24 protein-coding genes are annotated in these 18,011 nt (G+C 59.1%); 12 read left to right on the plus strand and 12 right to left on the minus strand.

Features of this window, described 5'->3' with window-relative positions:
* Positions 1 to 114: 114 nt before the first annotated feature.
* The 5 genes from U5A52_RS16385 to U5A52_RS16405 all read right to left on the minus strand — a co-directional run bounded on the left by U5A52_RS16385 (position 115) and on the right by U5A52_RS16405 (position 2,466).
* Complete coding sequence (locus U5A52_RS16385; RefSeq protein WP_321935394.1) at positions 115 to 459, minus strand: hypothetical protein; 345 nt, start codon at positions 457 to 459, stop codon at positions 115 to 117.
* Positions 460 to 569: 110 nt separating this feature from the next.
* Positions 570 to 1,172 carry a hypothetical protein gene (locus U5A52_RS16390; RefSeq protein ID WP_321935395.1) on the minus strand — a complete coding sequence of 201 codons (603 nt, stop codon included), beginning with the start codon at positions 1,170 to 1,172 and terminating at the stop codon, positions 570 to 572.
* Positions 1,173 to 1,341: 169 nt separating this feature from the next.
* Positions 1,342 to 1,845 (minus strand): hypothetical protein, encoded by a 504-nt coding sequence (locus U5A52_RS16395; protein WP_321935396.1) that lies wholly within the window; start codon positions 1,843 to 1,845, stop codon positions 1,342 to 1,344.
* A 36-nt stretch (positions 1,846 to 1,881) separates the two neighbouring features.
* Positions 1,882 to 2,091, minus strand: coding sequence for a hypothetical protein (locus U5A52_RS16400; protein ID WP_321935397.1), 210 nt, complete (start codon positions 2,089 to 2,091; stop codon positions 1,882 to 1,884).
* A gap of 96 nt (positions 2,092 to 2,187) precedes the next feature.
* Complete coding sequence (locus U5A52_RS16405) at positions 2,188 to 2,466, minus strand: hypothetical protein (RefSeq protein WP_321935398.1); 279 nt, start codon at positions 2,464 to 2,466, stop codon at positions 2,188 to 2,190.
* Positions 2,467 to 3,375: 909 nt separating this feature from the next.
* On the opposite strand from U5A52_RS16405, the gene U5A52_RS16410 reads away from it, so the two are divergent.
* The 4 genes from U5A52_RS16410 to U5A52_RS16425 all read left to right on the plus strand — a co-directional run bounded on the left by U5A52_RS16410 (position 3,376) and on the right by U5A52_RS16425 (position 6,566).
* Entirely contained in the window at positions 3,376 to 3,702 is a 327-nt protein-coding gene (locus tag U5A52_RS16410; RefSeq protein ID WP_321935399.1) for a hypothetical protein, read from the plus strand.
* 189 nt (positions 3,703 to 3,891) lie between these two features.
* Entirely contained in the window at positions 3,892 to 4,278 is a 387-nt protein-coding gene (locus tag U5A52_RS16415; RefSeq protein WP_321935400.1) for an H-NS histone family protein, read from the plus strand.
* A 427-nt stretch (positions 4,279 to 4,705) separates the two neighbouring features.
* Positions 4,706 to 5,329: a hypothetical protein gene (locus tag U5A52_RS16420; RefSeq protein ID WP_321935401.1), complete on the plus strand. Its 624-nt coding sequence runs from the start codon at positions 4,706 to 4,708 to the stop codon at positions 5,327 to 5,329.
* A 643-nt stretch (positions 5,330 to 5,972) separates the two neighbouring features.
* Positions 5,973 to 6,566, plus strand: a complete 594-nt coding sequence (locus U5A52_RS16425) for a hypothetical protein (RefSeq protein WP_321935402.1) — start codon at positions 5,973 to 5,975, stop codon at positions 6,564 to 6,566.
* A 119-nt stretch (positions 6,567 to 6,685) separates the two neighbouring features.
* On the opposite strand, the gene U5A52_RS16430 is transcribed toward U5A52_RS16425, so the two are convergent.
* The 6 genes from U5A52_RS16430 to U5A52_RS16455 form a co-directional block, all read right to left on the minus strand.
* The gene (locus U5A52_RS16430; RefSeq protein WP_321935403.1) at positions 6,686 to 7,321 is read right to left on the minus strand and encodes a hypothetical protein; all 636 of its coding nucleotides are present in this window, start codon (positions 7,319 to 7,321) and stop codon (positions 6,686 to 6,688) included.
* 194 nt (positions 7,322 to 7,515) lie between these two features.
* On the minus strand, positions 7,516 to 8,109 hold the full coding sequence (locus U5A52_RS16435; protein ID WP_321935404.1) for a hypothetical protein: 594 nt from the start codon (positions 8,107 to 8,109) through the stop codon (positions 7,516 to 7,518).
* Between the two features lie 90 nt (positions 8,110 to 8,199).
* Positions 8,200 to 9,120 (minus strand): hypothetical protein, encoded by a 921-nt coding sequence (locus U5A52_RS16440; RefSeq protein WP_321935405.1) that lies wholly within the window; start codon positions 9,118 to 9,120, stop codon positions 8,200 to 8,202.
* A gap of 50 nt (positions 9,121 to 9,170) precedes the next feature.
* Entirely contained in the window at positions 9,171 to 9,698 is a 528-nt protein-coding gene (locus tag U5A52_RS16445; protein ID WP_321935406.1) for an ASCH domain-containing protein, read from the minus strand.
* Positions 9,695 to 10,030, minus strand: coding sequence for a helix-turn-helix transcriptional regulator (locus tag U5A52_RS16450; RefSeq protein ID WP_321935407.1), 336 nt, complete (start codon positions 10,028 to 10,030; stop codon positions 9,695 to 9,697). Before U5A52_RS16450 ends, U5A52_RS16445 begins: the two co-directional genes overlap by 4 nt.
* A gap of 78 nt (positions 10,031 to 10,108) precedes the next feature.
* Positions 10,109 to 10,318: a hypothetical protein gene (locus tag U5A52_RS16455; protein WP_321935408.1), complete on the minus strand. Its 210-nt coding sequence runs from the start codon at positions 10,316 to 10,318 to the stop codon at positions 10,109 to 10,111.
* A gap of 747 nt (positions 10,319 to 11,065) precedes the next feature.
* Here U5A52_RS16455 and U5A52_RS16460 point away from each other — a divergent pair.
* From U5A52_RS16460 to U5A52_RS16495, 8 genes are all read left to right on the plus strand, one after another.
* Positions 11,066 to 11,728: a hypothetical protein gene (locus U5A52_RS16460; protein ID WP_321935409.1), complete on the plus strand. Its 663-nt coding sequence runs from the start codon at positions 11,066 to 11,068 to the stop codon at positions 11,726 to 11,728.
* On the plus strand, positions 11,725 to 12,708 hold the full coding sequence (locus U5A52_RS16465; RefSeq protein WP_321935410.1) for a hypothetical protein: 984 nt from the start codon (positions 11,725 to 11,727) through the stop codon (positions 12,706 to 12,708). Before U5A52_RS16460 ends, U5A52_RS16465 begins: the two co-directional genes overlap by 4 nt.
* 8 nt (positions 12,709 to 12,716) lie before the next feature.
* Complete coding sequence (locus tag U5A52_RS16470; protein ID WP_321935411.1) at positions 12,717 to 13,127, plus strand: hypothetical protein; 411 nt, start codon at positions 12,717 to 12,719, stop codon at positions 13,125 to 13,127.
* 3 nt (positions 13,128 to 13,130) lie between these two features.
* Entirely contained in the window at positions 13,131 to 13,373 is a 243-nt protein-coding gene (locus U5A52_RS16475) for a hypothetical protein (RefSeq protein ID WP_321935412.1), read from the plus strand.
* Complete coding sequence (locus tag U5A52_RS16480; RefSeq protein WP_321935413.1) at positions 13,366 to 13,884, plus strand: hypothetical protein; 519 nt, start codon at positions 13,366 to 13,368, stop codon at positions 13,882 to 13,884. Before U5A52_RS16475 ends, U5A52_RS16480 begins: the two co-directional genes overlap by 8 nt.
* Before the next feature lie 52 nt (positions 13,885 to 13,936).
* A complete protein-coding gene (locus U5A52_RS16485; RefSeq protein ID WP_321935632.1) occupies positions 13,937 to 14,662 on the plus strand; it encodes a transposase in 726 nt (241 codons plus the stop codon).
* A 23-nt stretch (positions 14,663 to 14,685) separates the two neighbouring features.
* Positions 14,686 to 15,147: a hypothetical protein gene (locus tag U5A52_RS16490; protein ID WP_321935414.1), complete on the plus strand. Its 462-nt coding sequence runs from the start codon at positions 14,686 to 14,688 to the stop codon at positions 15,145 to 15,147.
* A gap of 133 nt (positions 15,148 to 15,280) precedes the next feature.
* Positions 15,281 to 15,874 carry a hypothetical protein gene (locus U5A52_RS16495; RefSeq protein WP_321935415.1) on the plus strand — a complete coding sequence of 198 codons (594 nt, stop codon included), beginning with the start codon at positions 15,281 to 15,283 and terminating at the stop codon, positions 15,872 to 15,874.
* Between the two features lie 463 nt (positions 15,875 to 16,337).
* Here U5A52_RS16495 and U5A52_RS16500 read toward each other — a convergent pair whose 3' ends face one another.
* A complete protein-coding gene (locus tag U5A52_RS16500) occupies positions 16,338 to 17,384 on the minus strand; it encodes a hypothetical protein (RefSeq protein ID WP_321935416.1) in 1,047 nt (348 codons plus the stop codon).
* Positions 17,385 to 18,011: the final 627 nt, after the last annotated feature.

Genomic DNA, 18,011 nt, shown 5'->3' on the forward strand with positions numbered 1-18,011 from the left:
CGTGGTCTCACGGGAGGTAGTCTTTGGGCGCGCGGGGGCGTTCTCGCCTTAGCGGGTGGAAGGGTGGGAGTGTTGCCAATCCCACGTTTCAGTACGTGGATCTTCGCAAGGGCTTCAGCGCCCCCTCTGATACTCTGGAAAGCGTACGTACGTTATGGGCGTAGGAGCCGCAACTGGGCGTTCGATTGAATCAGCGGGCATCCAGTGTTCTCCACGTTCGAGTTGATCGAGGATGTCGAAGTACTCGTTCTCGATTGCGATCGGTTGGCGAGCACACGAAGCGTCGGTCGTAGCGTAGAGGCGCCACTCCACAGGCCAGCCGTGGGAGACCTCGATACGGAACCGGCGGACGTCATCGATCGAGACGTCATACGCCAATTCGCCGTCCGCGATGGACTGCACGCGAAGGGCGTAACGCGCACGTGTGATGGCGCGCGATGAGGATGTAACCTTGGACATGGGAACTCCGCAGGAATCTCGTGGGACCAGTGTCCCAGGAAAAGCCGGCAATGCAAGCCGGTAGCGCGTGGGGTGCGCGCTGCCGGGCTGTGCTTTCGGCTAACGGTGGATCAAGTCGCTACAGGGGCGTCACGTCGGGAGCAACGGCTGACGGCTTCGAGCGCGCGAGTGAGGCCCGCGTTGACCCTCGCTGCCGCGACCGTGCAGAGTTCTTCAACAGTCCCTGCGTAGACGAACGGCTCGCGTTCGACGAGGTGTCGGGTGTACTGGAAGGCCCACTGCGGCCCGGAGTTGACCGACACCATCGCCTCGAAGCGATCGTCGCCGTGGTGGCGGGCGTGCATCCGCTTGCGACCGTCGCGGTATTCGCAGGCTGGAGCGAAGAGCCGGAGCTCGACGCTGATCTGAGTGGGATCGCTCGTGCGCTCCTTGTCGGTTTGTCCAGGTTGCGGTGCCTTGCGGATGTGGAGTGAAAATCCGCCCTCGGTCGAACGGATCGGATCGCCGAGATACCAGTTGAAGCGGTCTTTTCCCTGACTCCACCACTCGTGGCCTACGGGAGGAGCGATCGCCTGCCGCAAGAGCGTCTCCGCGCGGGTCAGTTCCGCAACCAGTCGTTCTGCCACGTCCTTCGCGTGCGGCAGATCGCGAAGCGGTGTGCATGCTTTCGCGGCTGGGAGATTGGGGCGATCTTGCTGAGCATTGCAATTCATGAGTTCTCCTTGTTGCTCCGTGTTGGAGCGGCTGATAAAGGAGAATGCGGGGTGCTTTTCGGTGCGTCAGACGGAAAAGCAGTTGGGAAGGTGGCAGGGACTCGCGCGCGGGTTGTTCGTAAATGACGGGTCGATGAAGCTACCACCCGCACAGGGCGGGTGGCAGCAATCATCGGAGTTTCGCAGCGCCGATCAGGCCGATTGCTCCAGTCTGGATCAATCGGGTGACGGCGCGTTTGGCAGCTGCATTGCTGAACGGTCGGGTGAAAAGCAGGTTTTCATAAAGACGGCCGTGTGCAGCGCTCTTTCTGCTTTGCTCCACCGTCACGAAGTCAAAGCGTGCCGAAAACGGCAACACCCATTCCTTTTCGTACGGAATGACAGCCACATGGTCCATGACAAAATACCCGGTGGGCTGCGGAGGCTTCTCGCCTTTGATGAACTCGGATGACACGCGCAGGATCATGCCTTGATGCTCTTCGAGTAGATCGTCGTCGAGCTTCGATGTCCCGTACGCCACTGCGATGAACTTGCGTCCCTTGAACGGCAGTTCGGGAGCAAGCGCCATGCAGTAGTGCGGGCGCGGGCCGGGCTTCGCCGGCGCGCCGACATACGGAAACAGACACTTTACAAGCACGCCATAATCGATATGCGATGAATCCATGGAATCCACGGTTATCGTTCCTCGATGATTGTGGTTGATTGATTGCTAGGAACGCTGGCCGAGAATCCGGCTGATTTCGTTGCGGGTATTTCGCTCCGATTCAGCCAGGTTGTTGAACCAGGTAGTGACTGCGTCCGATCGCGCGGGGGCCGGGACGGTGTCGGATTGCTTGTGGAGTCGAGCCTTCAAACGTCTGCGTAGCGACAGACGTAATGCCGGGAGGCATTGATTGAGGACGGGGATGTTGCGCTTCATGATTCTCCTTGTGTCATTCCGCGAGGCGGAGGGAAAAGGAGATCGCGCGAGGCGCGCTTGGGTAACCGCTGTTACCCAAGCGAAGAGGCAAAGAGCTTACTGACGGGGCGTTGAGCCGAGGTCGGCCGCGAGGCGTTCACGGACCATGCGCTCGGCGGCTGCCGGGTCGTCCTTGAACGTCGCATATACCGCTTCACCAAAGTGCTGACGGATGTCCTCGAGTGCGACAGCCTCTTGCTCAGCGAACAGTTCTGCGAGTTTTGGCAGGGCTTCGGCAGGCACGCTGTCCGGGACATACAAGACGCCGGTGCCGTCTTCGACGGTCACCTTCGTGACCCGCTCGCCGTTTGCGGCAGTGAATTTTTCGATAGACATGGGAATCCTCCTGTGGATGAGTGCACTGTAGCGCGCAGCGAGGACAAAGCAACCCGCCCGGTGCTGATCGCCGGCTTCGGGGGGCACTGGTATCGCTGCTCCGCCAGATGTGCTGCTCGCAGGAATGCGGCGCGAGGAGGAGAGGTGTTACGGCATCTTGCCGATTTAACGGCTGCCCCAAGGATATCACAGTTCAGGGGGATCTCATCGACCCAGCAATCAGGAACAGCAACCGCGCCCAGGTAGTAGTGGATACTTCGCGCGCTTGCCATGGCGCGCGCAAAAAGCGCTACTCAGTTGTTCCCGGGGCTCAAGAATGCGCTGGAAATGACGTTATCACTGTGATACTTCGGGCGTGGAGCTTCGCGACCTTCTTACAGTATCATCACGATACCAAAAGCAGGCGATAGATTGAGGTGTTCAGTGACGCCAGAACAATTCAGGGAAGTCCAGGAAGACCTGGGATGGACGCATGCACAGACAGCGGACGCGCTGGGCATATCGGAAGTCAGTGTGAAGCGCATTGCGACCGGGAATCAGGTCATAACGGACAAGACGGCGCGGATGCTCATTGGCCTTCTTCTCATTCATAGGGAGGGGTTGAAGAAGAAGTATGCGAAGCTCCTTGACAGGTATCATGGTGATACTAAAATTGATCCCTAGTTTCGGCTGACAAGCACGCTTGGGTCGCAACCAATTCTTGTGCGGAATCCCCATCTCGGACCTCGGTGTGCGCCGTTCTCCCGGATGGTGTGGTGAGGCGTGTGTCCAGTGCGCTGTCCTCGTTTGCCTGCTTCGGCGCCCAGGAAGCGCGCAAGGTTCTCGAGGCAATGTTGCTTCGCAAAGCAGCATATCGTCGGGCGGAGCTCGAGGGCTAGGGAAGAGCATCAGACATCGGGGGAATCGGATATGCGCACGGGGTTCATTGCGGTTTTCGCTGCCACGTTGATTGCAGCGGCATCTATGCCCGCTTTTGCGGGTAGTTTTGATGTTCGATCGGCGCGGGTCGGCTGGCAGGTTCATCAGCCGGAGCGGTTCATGGTTTCAGGGGTACTACGAAAGAATGGTGCCGCAGACGTCATCAAACCGATCCAGGCGATTGTCGTTGCTGGAGACAGTGACGCTGCAGTGAAGGACTTTGCCAGGACCGCACAGAAGCAATATCCCGGCTATTCGCTTATTGCGACCCTGGCATCACCCGTTCCTAACGTTGGCACATGCGTGAACTCGATCTGAGTGATGCGTGTTGTTTTTATAGCGGTGCCGGCATCTTCGCGAATGGGGCCAGTTAAGCGTTGTAGTCAAGCAGATCGCTGCAGCGTGAGTGGAGTGAGAGTGCCGTAGGAGTGTTCGGGGGCTCGAGAGGCATTCTCCACGAACCCGGGCTAGAAAATAAACATAGCTAGCAGAAGATCTGGAATAGCAATGTCAGCAACGAAAATCAATCGTATCCATCGCGAGATGGCCCAGCTCCGCGCGGACTTCCAGGCGGATTCGCTTGAGAAGATCACACAGCTCATGACGCTGTGCAAACTCACGCTCGCCGATCTCGAGGCGTACATGCAGAAGGAAGCGCATCGCAAAACTGCGACCACGGGGCGCCCGGTTGCGGTGAAGGGGACGCGCACGGCGATCGTCTCGAAGGCGGCCGCAGGAGCGAAGGTGCCCAAATCTGGAAATTACCGCCGCGGCCCACAACCTGCAAAGTACCGGAATCCCAAAACAGGTGAGACCTGGAGCGGTCTCGCGCGTGCGCCTGCGTGGATCGCGGACGTGAAGGATCGCTCCAAATTCCTCATTGAGCAGCGGTAAGGATTCAAGGAAGCTGAGATTGCTTACCTCCGAGGATCTCTCGCAAGTGCTGATCGCGTGCGCCCAGTCGCTTGCAACGCTGACTCTGACGCTGACGGCCCACAAAACAGAGTGGGCGAAGCGACTCCGTAGCCCCCAGGTAGGCGATCTCGTAGTGGAAACCACCGCTCACAGGAGCCCGGCCTTACACCGCGTTGGCAGGCTCACAGCTGTCGCTGATGAGCCTTGCTACACCGCGGATCAGTGGAACGAAGGCAAGGAAGGCAGGCCCATGCCGACCGCGGTATTGTTTACGATTGAACTTCTCAATGGAGACATGATGCGGTGGACGGACTGCGTTTTCGTGAGCCTTCCACGCGAGGTTTGCCCAATGGACTTGCTGCAGGGCATCGCCCTGAAGCCTCTTTGATTGGGAGGGAGATTGGCAATGCACGATAACGATGGCACCCCAGACGGTTTGAGCGAACAAGACGCGAACGACTGCATCGAACTCGTCGAGGATATCAGTGGCGTGCGCTTGACGCACAAGCAGCTGCTTGATGTGCTCAATGCGGATCTGATTGCGGAGATCTCCGAGTGGGGCCTCGAAGACAGTGAGGTCAGTGGGCGCGTAGCTACCGCATTCTCGGAGCATATTCTGGAGCGGCCGTGGCCTCAGGGTATGGATCAAGTGGATTCTGACTCCTTTCTGGCCGACCTTCGAGCGGGAGCGCGCAAACAGGGCTTCTATCTTGTCGAAAGGAGCGGCAACAGGGTTCAATCCACTCAATCGGCAAGCGGCGAGGCACCTGGTGCGGCGTCACAGGCGCACAACCTGATCCTCGTAGGGGAGTCGCGTCCGTCCTTGCTTGAGCGGTTGACACCTCGCGAGCGCGGCGAACTCTTCGCATGGAGCCGCGACCAAAGGCCCTCGTCGCCCGGCGGCACGGTCGACCTGATGGCATGGCCCGGGTGGGTCGGCGCGCTGTACCGTATTGAAGCCGACTCGACCGCCGCATGGGGAGCCGCGCTCGACATAATCGATCGCATCAAGGCGCAAGGTGCGAAATAAGGCGTTTAAAGCACGACGGGGAGTGGACGCCCAGTGCGTGCGCACCGGAGCAAGTCATCCTCGCACGAACTTCGAACGAGAGAGCTCGAACGGTGAGCGGGGGGAGGCTCGTCGCTGTACAAGCGCGGCGACCAGGAGCAGTGATTTCCTGAGCTCAGTCGAGGAGCGTGCCGAAGGTCGGCAACAGCACAACAAGAAGGAAACATAATGCGTTTGTCCGCCAGTCGCCGTGGTATCCGGCGCGCACAAGAGTGGCTGCTTCTCTCCATTGTCGTCTTTGCAGCCTACTGCTTGATCAGTAATATCAGATTTCTCTCGAGGGCCGACGGCTCGTTCCTTATGTACAGAGCTGCGGAGGTGAGGCTGGTCTCTGATGACTACGCTCGGAAGCATCTCGACAGGATCGTTTGGTTTGCGCGAAACTCCGATGGCTCATGGGAGTACCGTGTTGCACTCTCCTTTCTGGGTTACGCATACATCCCGTGGGTAAATTCAACGACGACCCAAGTGGACCTCGGGACGGTCTGCGATTGGGTTGATCCGCACGGGAACCACGGCTGCAAACACTCGTAGGGCCGGCGCCAGTTGGCCCCCGCTTCTGCCCCGCGTTCAGATGCGGGTAATCATCGCCAGATAAGAGGGAATGGTGTATTCGGAAGACATCAAGAACGCTTGGGGCAAAATCAGGATTCCGGATCTGGAGCGTGTCGCGACGGCGATGCTCCTGGCCGATGTGAAGTGTCACGCTAGAGCGGCAGATAATGGTGACACCGTGATCATTCGCGTCGGCTTCGCGTGCGATGCGCCGGCAGAGACCGCGCGGTATTCTGGCGACGTGCCAGAGATCATCCCGTATATGTTGAGCCATTCAACGTTGTTCGAGGATCTTGTCTCCAACAAGCGTTTCAGCGTATTTCCGCCACTTGACTGTGCGCGCGACACGGAGTTTGTCGCTCGCGTGGAATATTCGGTCCCTTCGCTTAGCGCGTTCCTGGCGGGCGGGAACCGCAAGCAGTTCATGAAGCGTCTCGCGGTTCACGAGGTCGCGAACGTGTTCGCGGATGCCCTGCAGTTCTACAACCGTGGCCTTACGTCGCGGCTGCTTGCGAAATTCCCCGACCCGAGGCGATATCTCGACGCCCTGGTTCGAAGGAAGACCGGGTTTGGCGATGTTGCACGCGTCTATCACCGGCCGCAGAAGCCCGTGCTACGCAATCGGCGGTATTTCGATCGCTAGTAACCAGGAGGATTTAACAAGTAAGCCCGATTGGGTCAGCGCACTGGCGCGGGTGTGGTAGGCGTGACATTGGCGGGCCGTCGTTCATATTGCTTGGTTGTCGGCAACTATCGCAGTGGTTACTGCCGGAACTCCGCGGCGTCGATCCATCCATCGCTCGCGAGCACAAGCGTTCTTGCGCTCTTGATTTGCGGTGCTAGCGCGTCGGCAAGTCCGCTATAGGCGTTCTGAACATCCTGGCGCTTGGCCCAGTCGGGCACGTCGACCGGACTCGCGGTAAAAATAACGCGCGAGGTAGTCTGACCGTTCACAGTTTCGGGTTGGGTGAAACTGGCCACTTCGTCGACCTTATAGTGGCCGACGCACATTGCCGTGCTATCCGCACTTTCGATTGCCTTTTGCCCCGCGTCGGTCAGCGAGTAGATCCGGGCGGGCGCGGCTTCGCTATTCTTCCCGGGCGCCACCGACAAAACGCCGGCCTTCACTAGCGGATCGAGCTGGCGAGTCATGATCGCATTGTTCTGGTCGACCACGGATTGGCTGTCCCAGCCTTTCTTCACGAACAGGGTCACGGTCATGGGGTAGCTTTGGCGATCGGCAGCACTCACGAACGGCTTGATGGTAATGCAGCTCCCCGGCCCAGCGAGATGCTTTTCGAGCGCATTTGCGAAGGTGGCGTTACTCGCGTCCTTCTGGGAATTGCATGCAGCGAGCATCAGGGTGACCAGAGTTACAGGAATGATTTTCGGTGTCATGGGGCGAATCGGCAACGGGGTAAGGTGGCCCTGGTTCGGGATGAGGCTGCTGACATCAGGCACAACGGCCGATCCATACGAATCTTGAGCCCTGCGGCTCGAAGAATTGCGCCTGCCGTTGCGTGTTGGAATTTGCAGCTTTGCCTAACCGATTTTACAGGCGCACAGACGGATGTCGAACGGCGCTCGGTCGCCTAGCCGGGTTGACCAGACCCGGCGGGCTTCGGATTCCCCATCAAGCGATCAATGCCAGCGCGCACGTTCCCGAGCACAGCGAACAGCGCTCCCATCATTTCGGCGTCCGACTCTGGCGCGCTGACGCCAAGCCGATTGACGATCGAGCGCAACCGAGCCGCGGCGCCGGGGTCGAACGAACTCCTGCCCGCGTCGTGTCTCGGCGTCGCCTTTCCTTCGAGCGTCCAGTCGTCGGAGAGGGCCGAAGCCCATAGCGGCGCGCCGCCGGGGCGGTGTTCGCGGGCACAGGGGTTTTTCGCACCGCAAGCCTGCTGGCACGCAGCTCCGTCAATGCAATGCCCCGATTCGCGCAGGCAATGATGGAGCCACGCGATATGGCGGCCCGCGACCGACTTCGAGAAGGGGGTGGCTGGTACGCCGGTTTGGGCGAGCTCCTTGCGTGCCTGGGCAACGAGGTCGGGCTCCACCTGCGCAGAGGGGAACAGCCGTGCGATCTCGAGGTAGGAGTGCAGGAGGCTGAACAGGAGCAGGCCGGCGTTCTCTTCCGTCGGGATCGGATGGGAAATTTCGATGCGAAGGTCTGGGGAAGTCATAAGAGCCTCATTTGAGCGAAATCCTGGATTCCGCAGCTAGTAAGAGTGCGACGCGGCAATCGCTGGTGTCGCGGGCGCGGGGCGTGCGCCTCATGGCATGAGAATCCCGAGATTGCACGCCCGCCACAAGACGAGATCGACTGCGCCCACCTTGTCGTGGGTGGCTTCCGCAAGTCGCCGGCAAAGCGCCATAACAGCGTGGAAGTTTTGTTCTGGGTTTGCGCCCTCGGGCACGCCGACCAGCCTTGCGAGGTGGCGATCCGGCTTTGCGCAGGCTATGCCCAGATTTTTTGCGAAGTGATAACGCAAGATTCCGCCGCCAACGTAGGGAATCTTCGTCATCGCCAGCCATTCGATCACGGCCTCAGCGTTCGCTTCGCGAGCGACAAGTTCCCGGAACCCGGCGAAGTAGCGGCTACGGTTGGCCCATATTGTGTCGATGGCACGTCCCTTACCGCTGCGTGGGAAGACATCCGTCGCGGATCGCCCAGCAGCGAGTGCGTCAAGAACCTTCTGTTCGGTTACCCGAGCCGCCTGTGCACGGAATCCGCTGCAGCAGATGACCCAAATCGCCTGGTACGCAAACGCATCGGCGGCCTCAGGCGGCGTGACGGTGTGGGCCCATTCCCACTCATGCCTATAACCGAGATGGGACAGACGGTCCCGAATTGCTGTGTAACGATGGCCGTCGAGCGGCAATCGGGAGGCAAGTGAGTCGAGTTGGCGATCGATCTGACGCCAAACGTCGGAATCGGTCGCCTCAGGGTCCGGAAAGACTTCGTGAGCAATGCCCTGGGAACTGCAGACGGTCGATACCGTATCTCCTAGCGCGACCACATGGTTGCGGCCGGCGGTCCAAACCAGGTCTCGGGGCTCGCTCTGGCCGTCGAGATCCGACACCGCGCCCGCGAAATAGTGCGGAATGGCGCGTGCCCTAATGCTCTCCCAGAACCTTTCAGCGTGGGGCCCAGAGAGCAGGGTGGAGTCAGCGGTGCTAACAAAAAGGATCATCGAGCTCCGCAGGAGGTTCTCGGCGGGGACGGTCAGACGTGCGCGACGAGTCATGGTGTTGGGGCTGTGAGGACCTGCAGACGCTCGAGCTCGTCCAGAAGATGACGATGCGGTTCGAAGAAGCTGAGTGCGCCTTTGCAAGCGATGAATGGTAGAGGCCGCGCATTGGCGATCTGGAATCCGTACATGCCATCCACGTGCCATGGTGATCGCCGGCACCCCGGCGCTACGCACTGCGTTAGCGTGCCAATTCCAACTACGCCGCCGCGCTCAAGCGCCTCGCGTCCTGGAAGCGTGATGCCGAGGCGGGCGGGCGGACCAACATCCAGAAAGCGTGTTGCGTTGTCGTAGTCGCTCCGGGTCATCGTGTGGCTCGCATGGATCAGCACGCGGCCGCGGTATCTGGTCGACCATGACCGGTTCTCGATGTCCTTGAACTCGCCGTTTGAGGTCGCCAGCGCGCGCGCGCCGGCGGCAAGGTCAGGCCGGACGATCAGCCATGCCCACGGCTGTCTGATCGAGAGCACCTTGAGGGGCTCGGGAAGCGATCCGGCGCGGAGAGTGAGGGATTCGCTCATTTGCGGGCGGCCCTGTGGCGGGCGGGACGACGTCTGGTGGCGGTTGCGCGCAGTCGCTCCACGCCCTCACGTGTTACCGTCATTGGAGTGATGGGCGCCACAGGCGTCAGGCTGTCGAGCCACGATTCGCGGCCGAGCGCGCGCAGTACGCTCACGAAGGTCTGCAGGCTGCTACCACCGCCAGCCTCCAGGCTGCGCAGCGCGCTGCGGCTGACGCCGGGGCGCTCCGCGAGTGTCGTCTGGTCGATGTTTTCGATCAGGCGAAGTGTTCGGATGTTCGCGCCGATGCCCATCTCGGCGGGCGAGGGAGTGCGGGTTGCTGTGTTCGCCATAATGGTTGGATTTCCGTCTTTCGACCCGGGGAAATCGGGTATCGATGGTTGCCTTATCGACCATTGTCCCCCCGGTTTTCATCCAGGCAAGCCACCCCCGGCACCGGCCGGATCCACGCGCGTACCGAGCAGGGCATCGCAGCGTGCGTCCATGATTTCTGCGAGCAGGCGCGCGTCCTTTGCCGCGTCCACGGGATCGCGTCTATGTAACTCGTCGATGGCGCGCCTGAGCCAGAACGAGGTCGAAATATCGGCTTTCACAGCTGCGATCTGTTCTTCCCAACTCATCAGCAGGCCTCCAGAAGTAGGGCGTGGGGCTTGTGGCAAGCCGCTACGCCAGGACATGCAACGGTCCACGGACACATATGTCCGCTCGGCAACCTCAGCTTCCTCGCAGGGATTGATTCGGTTATCCAACGGACTTTTCCATGGTGGGGCGTTGCGTCTGTAGCGTGCGGTGTGGTGGACGCCGCAAGGATCTCCGATCCAGACTACCAGCACATCCGCGCCGCAAGCCTCGGAAAAGCTCGGCCATTTCTGGGGCGATCGCAGTGCACGTCGGTTTCGCAACGCGCCGGTTGACCACGCCGCCTTCCATGGCGCTCCGACGACGCCTGGACAAGCCGCACTTGCCGCGAATTCTATGCAGGTCGTAAGTAGCGCAATTGGCAAGCGCAGAGGTTCAATTAAAACAAAGACTTAGCTCGAAGCTGACTGTCAGCCACTGACGCTTGCTGCTTGCGCATCGCGCTCGCGGCTGCCTTTGAAAGAAGGCGTTTTTACCACTGCATTCGGTGTAAATGGGTGTCCCCAATTCAGGATAATGACCTCACCGATTGTTCCGGTGGGGGCGAGCCGGCACCTCTCACGGGGCATGTTCAAATTGGACTGAGCGGTTCGAGAACAAGAGTCCCTACATCGGTAAGGAAGGACTGCGAAGTAGATAGCGAACTCCACGTGGCCCGGTGGATTATTGAGGACATTCGGAAAGCAATGAGGCCGCGCGCGAGCCGGATAAAGTGGGAGTAGGCGAGGATGTTGAGCCAGCTTGAACATGTGGGCCTGTACGCGCTCATCTGCGGAATTGTAGTGGGGGGCGTGCTTGGAGCGTGTGCGCCTGCTAAGCGTATCCGCTATTACCCCTTCGGCGGTACCGCCGCGGTTTTGGCGGTCGTTCTCGTGGGAGAGTTGACCCTCTGGTGGGCGGCTGTGCTGGCGGCCACTGCGGGCCAGCTTCTCGGAATCATTGCGACTAACGCGATGAAGCGAGAGCGCTCTCCCAGGCACATACGGACCGCTTTGAGTGCTGTGCTCCTCGTGTACGCGTTTGTCTCAATGGTCTGGACCAACCACCAGATCGGCGTCGCAGTGGCCGCAATGAAGAAGAGCGACGAGGCGAACTGGACGAGGATCGCGACAAGCGGAAAGGCCGGTGAATTCGTCAACGAACACTACCGCGATTGCATCGCGATCCGGCACATCAACATTTTCGCGTTTCGCTTCTATAGCACGGTTACCCAGGGGGGGGACCCAACGGTGTGTGCGGCCGCCGCGGTCGAGCGTGCGCGCCAGGTTGGGGGCGACGCGTTTGCGAAGGAGGTGTCTGGTTTGATCGAGAAACTGCCTGAACTGATGGCTCTCTCGCCAGAGGCCGAAAAGACGATGAATCGGGTTGCAAGCGACGAGGTTAAAAAATGAGCAAAAAGATGTGGTGTGGTCTGGCGACCTTCATCGCCCTCGTTCTGGTGGCTTTCCTGGGACATGCAAAGGGTGCGAGCGACGAGCGCGCTCTTGAGCGTACCGCTCGGGATGCGCAAAAGCAGGTCACGGCCTTAGCTTCAGTCCCGGTGGCACCCGGGCCACAAATTGACGCCGACGTGCGTACAACGCTCCAGGAAATGCTGATCCAGATCGTGCCCGCCGGATACAGCGCGCTCGATATAGGAGTGAAGGGAGATTTCGCTGTCCCGGGTGCTCCCGGCGAATGTAACGCAACTATTGGAAATACGCGCGTCGACGCCGTCGTCCAGGGGGAGTACGTATTCCTCAAGGCGCACCGGCAAGGCGCCAATTGGACAATCGACAACACAGATGTCAACCTCGATACCCCGCCGAGGCGGGTACGGGCAGCCATTGAAACATGCGCGAACGCAATCGCGAACAAAGGCGCATACGAGGCAAAGCAACGCGCTGAGTGGGTCAGTGCGAGGGCGCAGAATGGTGCAGCCGCCGCGGTCCCTGGGACGGTAAGCGGGGGAGAGCAAACCGGGACTTTTGGTTCGATATCGGCGGGCACTTACGAGCCACTCGTATCGTTGCCGGGGGTAAAGCCGGGCGTCCGCAAGGTGCTCGAACGGATGCTGACGCAGATCGTTCCGTCCCAGTACAGCACACTGAGCATGGGCGATAGCGTGGGCACGGCATTCATGCTGGGCTCGTGCAAGGCGATGCATAGTGGCGCCGAGGTTAGAACCTTCGTGCCGCATCAGATTATCCAGCTGGCGGCACACAGGCAAGGTGTGAGCTGGGTCGTATCCAGTACGAATGTCGATACCGACGATGCGCCTGGGTATGTCCGCGCCGAGATTCAGAGATGTGTTGGTCAAGTCATCAGCAAGGAAGCGTTCTTGCAGCGCAATCATGTGTCGTGGGCACAGCTTGCAAGCACGGCACAGTAGGGGGCGTGATGAAGAACGGGACGAGAGAAGCGCTCCAGATTACCGGAATTTCTGTTGCCTTCGTTGGCGCCATACTCTGCGCCGGCGTCGTGGTGGGGATCGACGACTACCGCAGCCATCAGGTTGCTTCGGAGGAAGCAGCGGGGAGATATCTGTCGACCACACTCAATGGCTCTGAGGGTGCAAGCGGAACGGGCATCGGGATGAGCCTGACTGGAAAGGTGGTGATGGGTGTCGTCTCCACCGACTCAAGCCTGCATTCGCTTGTTCATACCAGCCTTCGTACCGTGATGGTCGCTGGGGCATTCACCGCACCCCTTGGCGACGCGTTGCTGCTAATCACGATGCAAGACGGCACGCGTCTTCTTTGCCCGTCCACAAAAAAGGACTGCCGCAAGATGGTCGATCTCGAGGACTAGAGGGTGAAACATCAGCGTACACCTCAGCAGATCGCATTAGGGGCAGTGCTCGACGAAGGCACGATGATCAAGCAGGAGATCGCGCGTCTAGAGCGCGGTGAGGCACGATTGCCCGACGGTAGTGTGCCGAGCGATGAGGAGCGGATTGCACTGATAGCGCGCCTGCTGGTACTCCTTGAGGAGAACAGATCCGCGTACCGGTGGTTGGCGAGCCTGCCGGAAATCAAAGGGGGAAAAGATGAGTGACGGTCTTCCGCAACTGGATGCTCCGATGTCCGCGAGCGAGCTTGCCATGCGCCGTCAGATAGAGGACGTGAGCAACCGTAATCGGCTCATTTTGCAGATCGTCGGCTTGTGTCTACTCCCCACCGTCGGTGTCTGTCTGATGATCGCGGGATGGAAGCCGTCATCGGATCAGTGTCTCGCAGGCGGCTCAATCACTCTGGTTCTTGGGTTCTTTCTCGGTATCGGGATGACGCTCGAGTTCGAAGCCCCGCGCGATGACTACAAGGCGCTCGCCGAGCACCAGTGCACGGAAATGCTCGCCCTGTGCCATCAGGTCGAAGGTGGAATGGCATGGCGCGATACGGTGATTGCGCAAGCGCGTGAATTCACGGCTTTTGACATGGCAGTTCTACGTGCGTGCAAGGAAAGGCAAGACGAGTGGCAATCTCGGGCAGGAGATCGGGCGGCCTGTCGCAAGTTGTATGGGATCGAGGAAATTTCAGCGACTTGCGCCGAGAAGTTGGCGGGCTAAGCTTGCCGCGCACGTCATTTGGCGAGCAGCTCGAGATATCGTAGGTATAGAGATGGCAAGGCTTCCACGACTTTATGTTCCCGGACAACCGCAACACGTAATCTTGACTGGGTATGCAGGCGCCCCCGCGTTCCGCGACGAGCAGGATTACAAACTGTACGTCGAATGCCTAAGAGAGGCCGCGCGCGAGCATGGTGCGCTGATTCACGGGTGGGCGTTGATGCCCGATGCCGTGCATCTGATAGCGACGCCCTCGACCGAGGAGAGTCTTCCGCTCACATTGCAAGCGATCGGACGCCGCTACGTGGCGGCGTTCAATCGGAGGTACGCGCGAAACGGTACGCTTTGGGTGGGACGTTACCGCTCGACCGTGTTCGAGGCTGATAGCTTTTTCTTTCTCGCCTTGCGTACGGTTGAATGCGCGCCTGTTGCGCGCGGCCACGCCGCGGAGCCGGGCGATTGGCGCTGGTCGAGCTACAGGCATCACGCAGGCATCGAGGCCAGCGCACTTGTCACCGACCATGCTCACATCTGGGCGCTGGGAAATACGCCATTTGAGCGCCAGCGGGCATGGAAAGAGTTGCTTGAGACACCAGTCGACGAATTGGGCCGCGAGGCGCTGATCGAGGCAACCGTCAAGGGCTGGTTGCTTGGCAGCGACGAGTTCCGCGCGAGAATTTCAGGTGAAGCGAGCCGACGCGTTGCGCCGCTCAAGCGCGGGCGGCCGAAGGCGCAACGAAACGTTCCGAAGATTGAGCCTGCGGGTACGGCCAGATGAGATACACACCAGAGGAAAACAAAATGAAGAAGATTGCCGTAATGCTTGCGCTGGCGAGCGTGGTGTCGATGGCGTCTGCGACCGAAGACGGGGTCGCACCTGCAGCAAAGCAATCTGTCGCGCCCGAACTGCCAATTGCGATTTCGGTAACGACGCGGGACGCTCGCGGCGAAGTGTCTCCCGTTGGGCAGCAGGTGACCCACGGCGAGCCTGTGAAGTTTAGCGAGGAACTTGGCTACCTCCTATCCACAAACGCAAGCCCTTCGGATGTGTATAACGGCTCCTGGACGATGACGGTCAGCAACGTTCGCGACAGCATGGCCGACAGCGTTGCCTTTGATGTGACAATGTCCGGCAAGGTTCCCGGTACCTGGGAAGGGAGCACCGTGATCCACGGGTTGACCGAGTCGGGATCACGTGTCGGCGTAGTGCACTGGCTCGACGGCAAGGATTACCTCATCACGTTTCGCCGAGTAGCGGGATAGCGCGGGGCGTAGTGAGCCTCGTACCCAACGCTACGCGGGTGCTGTCGACCAGGGGGGCGCTGACTTCGGGTTGGCGCGTCGCCCTCGTGCTTGTCATTTCAAGCTGGCTTTATATTTAGTAGGATAACGAAATATGAAAAATAATCGCATGGTAAATGCTATCGCGGTAGCGAATGGCCTGAAGGCGCAGATCGCTGGCGCGCTATTCGCGGTGTGCGCGATGCATGGTGTCGCAGCATACGCGGCCGGTGACGCGGCGCACGTCGCCTACAGGGTCACGCTTAAGCAGAATGGTAATGTAGTCTCGAGCAGCGACGCCGTATGGGCACTTGGTGAGCCGTTCCAGTTCTCATCCGGATCACCCCGTCCGGCTGCGGTTTCAACCCAGTCCGTCGAGAGCGGGCCCCAAACCGACTGCAGCTGGACGGGCGAGAGCCGTCACGCGAAGTGGGAACAGCGCATCACGGTGCCCACGGGCGGGCTCGCTGTGATGATTTATCCGGTGGGGCGCGAGGATGGCGCGGTGGCGACCTTGATCGATGCGACAGTGGTTCAGGATAAATCCGAACCGGCTGCTGTTACATTCCAGGGTTGCACCTTCCATCCGGGAGTGTTTCCTGCTGCTACGGTAGTAGGAGTCAAGACGATGCGGGTCGGGGAGAGCGAGGCGCTTGCCCTTCCGAACGGGCAGGAGCTTGACGTCGAACTGCGGAAAGAGTGGCAATGACGCGATGCTCGCAGTGTTAGGCCTGGGCGGCGCCTGTGGGCTCGCTCGTTGCCAACGAAGTGTCCGGGACGTTGGCGGTAAAGAGCGCTGCTACCATTGCGGGGGGAAGCGGTGGCAACGTCGTGGTAGATAGATCAACCACAGGCGGTCGCAGGGCCGCTGTGTTGGGCCGTCCCGCGCCGTCGCGATCGCCGCCGTCATGGGGTTCTTCGGTCTGCGTGAGCGGCCGGCGACTGCCTGGCTGACTTGAACTGGTCGCGCGTCACAGGGTCATCCGAATGTGTGCCGAATGGGCGTGCACGAGGGCGATCGAGATATCTCCCCGAGCTGCTCCCGGCCGAATTCCAGGGGGATCTCGGCGCGCTTCTGTACGAACGCTTAGGGCGCAGCGCCGATGCACGAAGTCTCGTCGTCGGGTAGACAGCGGCCAGACCGGGATTGGCAGTCTTCAGGAGAGAATGCCCTAATCGTCCACACTGATCGAATCATCGTCCTCGCTAGAAGAGTAATCATCGGCGCTAATAAGGCCTGTCGGAACAGCAATGTTCACATGCTTATACAGATTAAACGATGTGATAAGTCTCCGGTGCAACATCTCGAGGTTGACGTCCTCGAAATCGAAACCCAGATCGACAAGATATTGGTGTCTTTTCTGCTCGGCCTCAGTCATTTCAGATTTTTTTCTATATTTCTCGCCAAGGCTGCGGATATCTTCAAGTGCCTGCCATTTCTGTTCGCTTAGAGTGATGGTGTCGCCCGCCAGTTTTCTCCGAAACGTCAAGTATTTTAACTCGGTCTCGTTCAGAACGATCTCCTGATCATCCTCATCACTAAAGATTTTTTTCGACGCGGTATTGTCAAGAAATATGGCAGTCATATTCCTTAGTTCATGAATATAGCCAAGTTTGGTTTGTTCCCTTCTTGGGTTCGCCTTCTTGAAAATGACCCATTCCTTGATATAAAAGCCAGAGCTCATCAAGGCAAGGATGCTCAATCGATTTGTCAGGGACCCGACGCCTTTCGTGCCACCACTACCGTAATATAGCTGCAATATCTTTAATCTGATTGAGACGTGAGGGTTTGCCTTTTTGAACTTAATTAATTTTGCCGTACATTCTATGCAAGGCGATTTATTGATTTTCAGCGTGATAAAAAGCTGTTGACCCCTTCCTGCGGCCGCCAGATCAGCGCTATCTCGAAGCACAGTTAATTCCTGAAACTCCTCCCACGCAGACATGAAGCAATCTTCGGCGTGCGTCCCAGTTACCGTTTCGTCGCCAATCTTGTATGATTTTTCTAGCTGACCGTTCTGAAATAGGCCAAATGGAATGCCGCGGTATTTGACAACGCATACAACCGAATTTTCGGTGTCCATCGTTAAAGGATTTAATGTTCCACCGTCAGTCACGGAACTCAGCAGATAGTTCCCCATGATGAGAACGCCATTGTTATTCTTTGCGGCGTCGACCATATCGTCCGCGAAGGGTGTGAGATGTTTCCCAAGTTTCATTCTGACCTCGAACTCGAAAAGACGTGCGTTTGGTTGTTTTTCAGTGTCGCATTGGGGCGTGCGCTACGGCATATAAATGCCTCTCGTTCATCAACGTTCTCAGGATCCCAATTCCAGAAAATTACGCTGATGTTTTGCTAAAATCGAGCGTCTATGCGGATTGCATCGTCGGTGTTCGGTGCTCCGGGCTATTTAAGTGCGCGGCAACGATAGCCTTTCAGTGTCCGCCCTGCGTTCACCGCAAAACTTCTCTCGTAGCATCGCTCTCAATGAGAATTCGATTCTTATTTCAATTGATCGAACTACCTTAGCGGTGCTTCGGGATATTCGCCTCGGGCCCCCGAATGAAAGGGGCATTCGAGATCGAGGTAACATCGTTCGCCCGGCGATGTGCTCTCGGCGAGTTCACAGCATGTCACTTTCGCGTGGCGTTCGAAGGTTGGTTGCGTACGCCATGATCCGGAGATCGCGCAAGGTGGGCACTTCCGCGACGAGCCGCCGGCCGCCCTCCCGCGGATAGGTGAAGCGGACTCTTTTTGTCTTTCATCAGGGGCATGAACTGGGTCAGCCGGGCATCCTTGCCTGTGGGTTGCTCCTGTAACGGCAGGCGGTCGACCGCGACAAGCA

The sequence above is a fragment of the Paraburkholderia sp. J8-2 genome (assembly GCF_905220195.1).
In the GTDB taxonomy this organism is placed as follows: domain Bacteria; phylum Pseudomonadota; class Gammaproteobacteria; order Burkholderiales; family Burkholderiaceae; genus Paraburkholderia.

What these genes read in the sequence shown, in the direction of transcription:
- U5A52_RS16410 (WP_321935399.1), top strand. Translation starts at nt 3,376, where the DNA reads ATGCGCACGGGGTTCATTGCGGTTTTCGCTGCCACGTTGATTGCAGCG.
- U5A52_RS16450 (WP_321935407.1), bottom strand. Translation starts at nt 10,030, where the DNA reads ATGGCGAACACAGCAACCCGCACTCCCTCGCCCGCCGAGATGGGCATC.
- U5A52_RS16400 (WP_321935397.1), bottom strand. Translation starts at nt 2,091, where the DNA reads ATGAAGCGCAACATCCCCGTCCTCAATCAATGCCTCCCGGCATTACGT.
- U5A52_RS16470 (WP_321935411.1), top strand. Translation starts at nt 12,717, where the DNA reads ATGAAGAACGGGACGAGAGAAGCGCTCCAGATTACCGGAATTTCTGTT.
- U5A52_RS16415 (WP_321935400.1), top strand. Translation starts at nt 3,892, where the DNA reads ATGTCAGCAACGAAAATCAATCGTATCCATCGCGAGATGGCCCAGCTC.
- U5A52_RS16440 (WP_321935405.1), bottom strand. Translation starts at nt 9,120, where the DNA reads ATGATCCTTTTTGTTAGCACCGCTGACTCCACCCTGCTCTCTGGGCCC.
- U5A52_RS16455 (WP_321935408.1), bottom strand. Translation starts at nt 10,318, where the DNA reads ATGAGTTGGGAAGAACAGATCGCAGCTGTGAAAGCCGATATTTCGACC.
- U5A52_RS16435 (WP_321935404.1), bottom strand. Translation starts at nt 8,109, where the DNA reads ATGACTTCCCCAGACCTTCGCATCGAAATTTCCCATCCGATCCCGACG.
- U5A52_RS16500 (WP_321935416.1), bottom strand. Translation starts at nt 17,384, where the DNA reads ATGAAACTTGGGAAACATCTCACACCCTTCGCGGACGATATGGTCGAC.
- U5A52_RS16480 (WP_321935413.1), top strand. Translation starts at nt 13,366, where the DNA reads ATGAGTGACGGTCTTCCGCAACTGGATGCTCCGATGTCCGCGAGCGAG.
- U5A52_RS16405 (WP_321935398.1), bottom strand. Translation starts at nt 2,466, where the DNA reads ATGTCTATCGAAAAATTCACTGCCGCAAACGGCGAGCGGGTCACGAAG.
- U5A52_RS16465 (WP_321935410.1), top strand. Translation starts at nt 11,725, where the DNA reads ATGAGCAAAAAGATGTGGTGTGGTCTGGCGACCTTCATCGCCCTCGTT.
- U5A52_RS16430 (WP_321935403.1), bottom strand. Translation starts at nt 7,321, where the DNA reads ATGACACCGAAAATCATTCCTGTAACTCTGGTCACCCTGATGCTCGCT.
- U5A52_RS16445 (WP_321935406.1), bottom strand. Translation starts at nt 9,698, where the DNA reads ATGAGCGAATCCCTCACTCTCCGCGCCGGATCGCTTCCCGAGCCCCTC.
- U5A52_RS16460 (WP_321935409.1), top strand. Translation starts at nt 11,066, where the DNA reads ATGTTGAGCCAGCTTGAACATGTGGGCCTGTACGCGCTCATCTGCGGA.
- U5A52_RS16485 (WP_321935632.1), top strand. Translation starts at nt 13,937, where the DNA reads ATGGCAAGGCTTCCACGACTTTATGTTCCCGGACAACCGCAACACGTA.
- U5A52_RS16385 (WP_321935394.1), bottom strand. Translation starts at nt 459, where the DNA reads ATGTCCAAGGTTACATCCTCATCGCGCGCCATCACACGTGCGCGTTAC.
- U5A52_RS16490 (WP_321935414.1), top strand. Translation starts at nt 14,686, where the DNA reads ATGAAGAAGATTGCCGTAATGCTTGCGCTGGCGAGCGTGGTGTCGATG.
- U5A52_RS16390 (WP_321935395.1), bottom strand. Translation starts at nt 1,172, where the DNA reads ATGAATTGCAATGCTCAGCAAGATCGCCCCAATCTCCCAGCCGCGAAA.
- U5A52_RS16420 (WP_321935401.1), top strand. Translation starts at nt 4,706, where the DNA reads ATGCACGATAACGATGGCACCCCAGACGGTTTGAGCGAACAAGACGCG.
- U5A52_RS16495 (WP_321935415.1), top strand. Translation starts at nt 15,281, where the DNA reads ATGAAAAATAATCGCATGGTAAATGCTATCGCGGTAGCGAATGGCCTG.
- U5A52_RS16425 (WP_321935402.1), top strand. Translation starts at nt 5,973, where the DNA reads ATGGTGTATTCGGAAGACATCAAGAACGCTTGGGGCAAAATCAGGATT.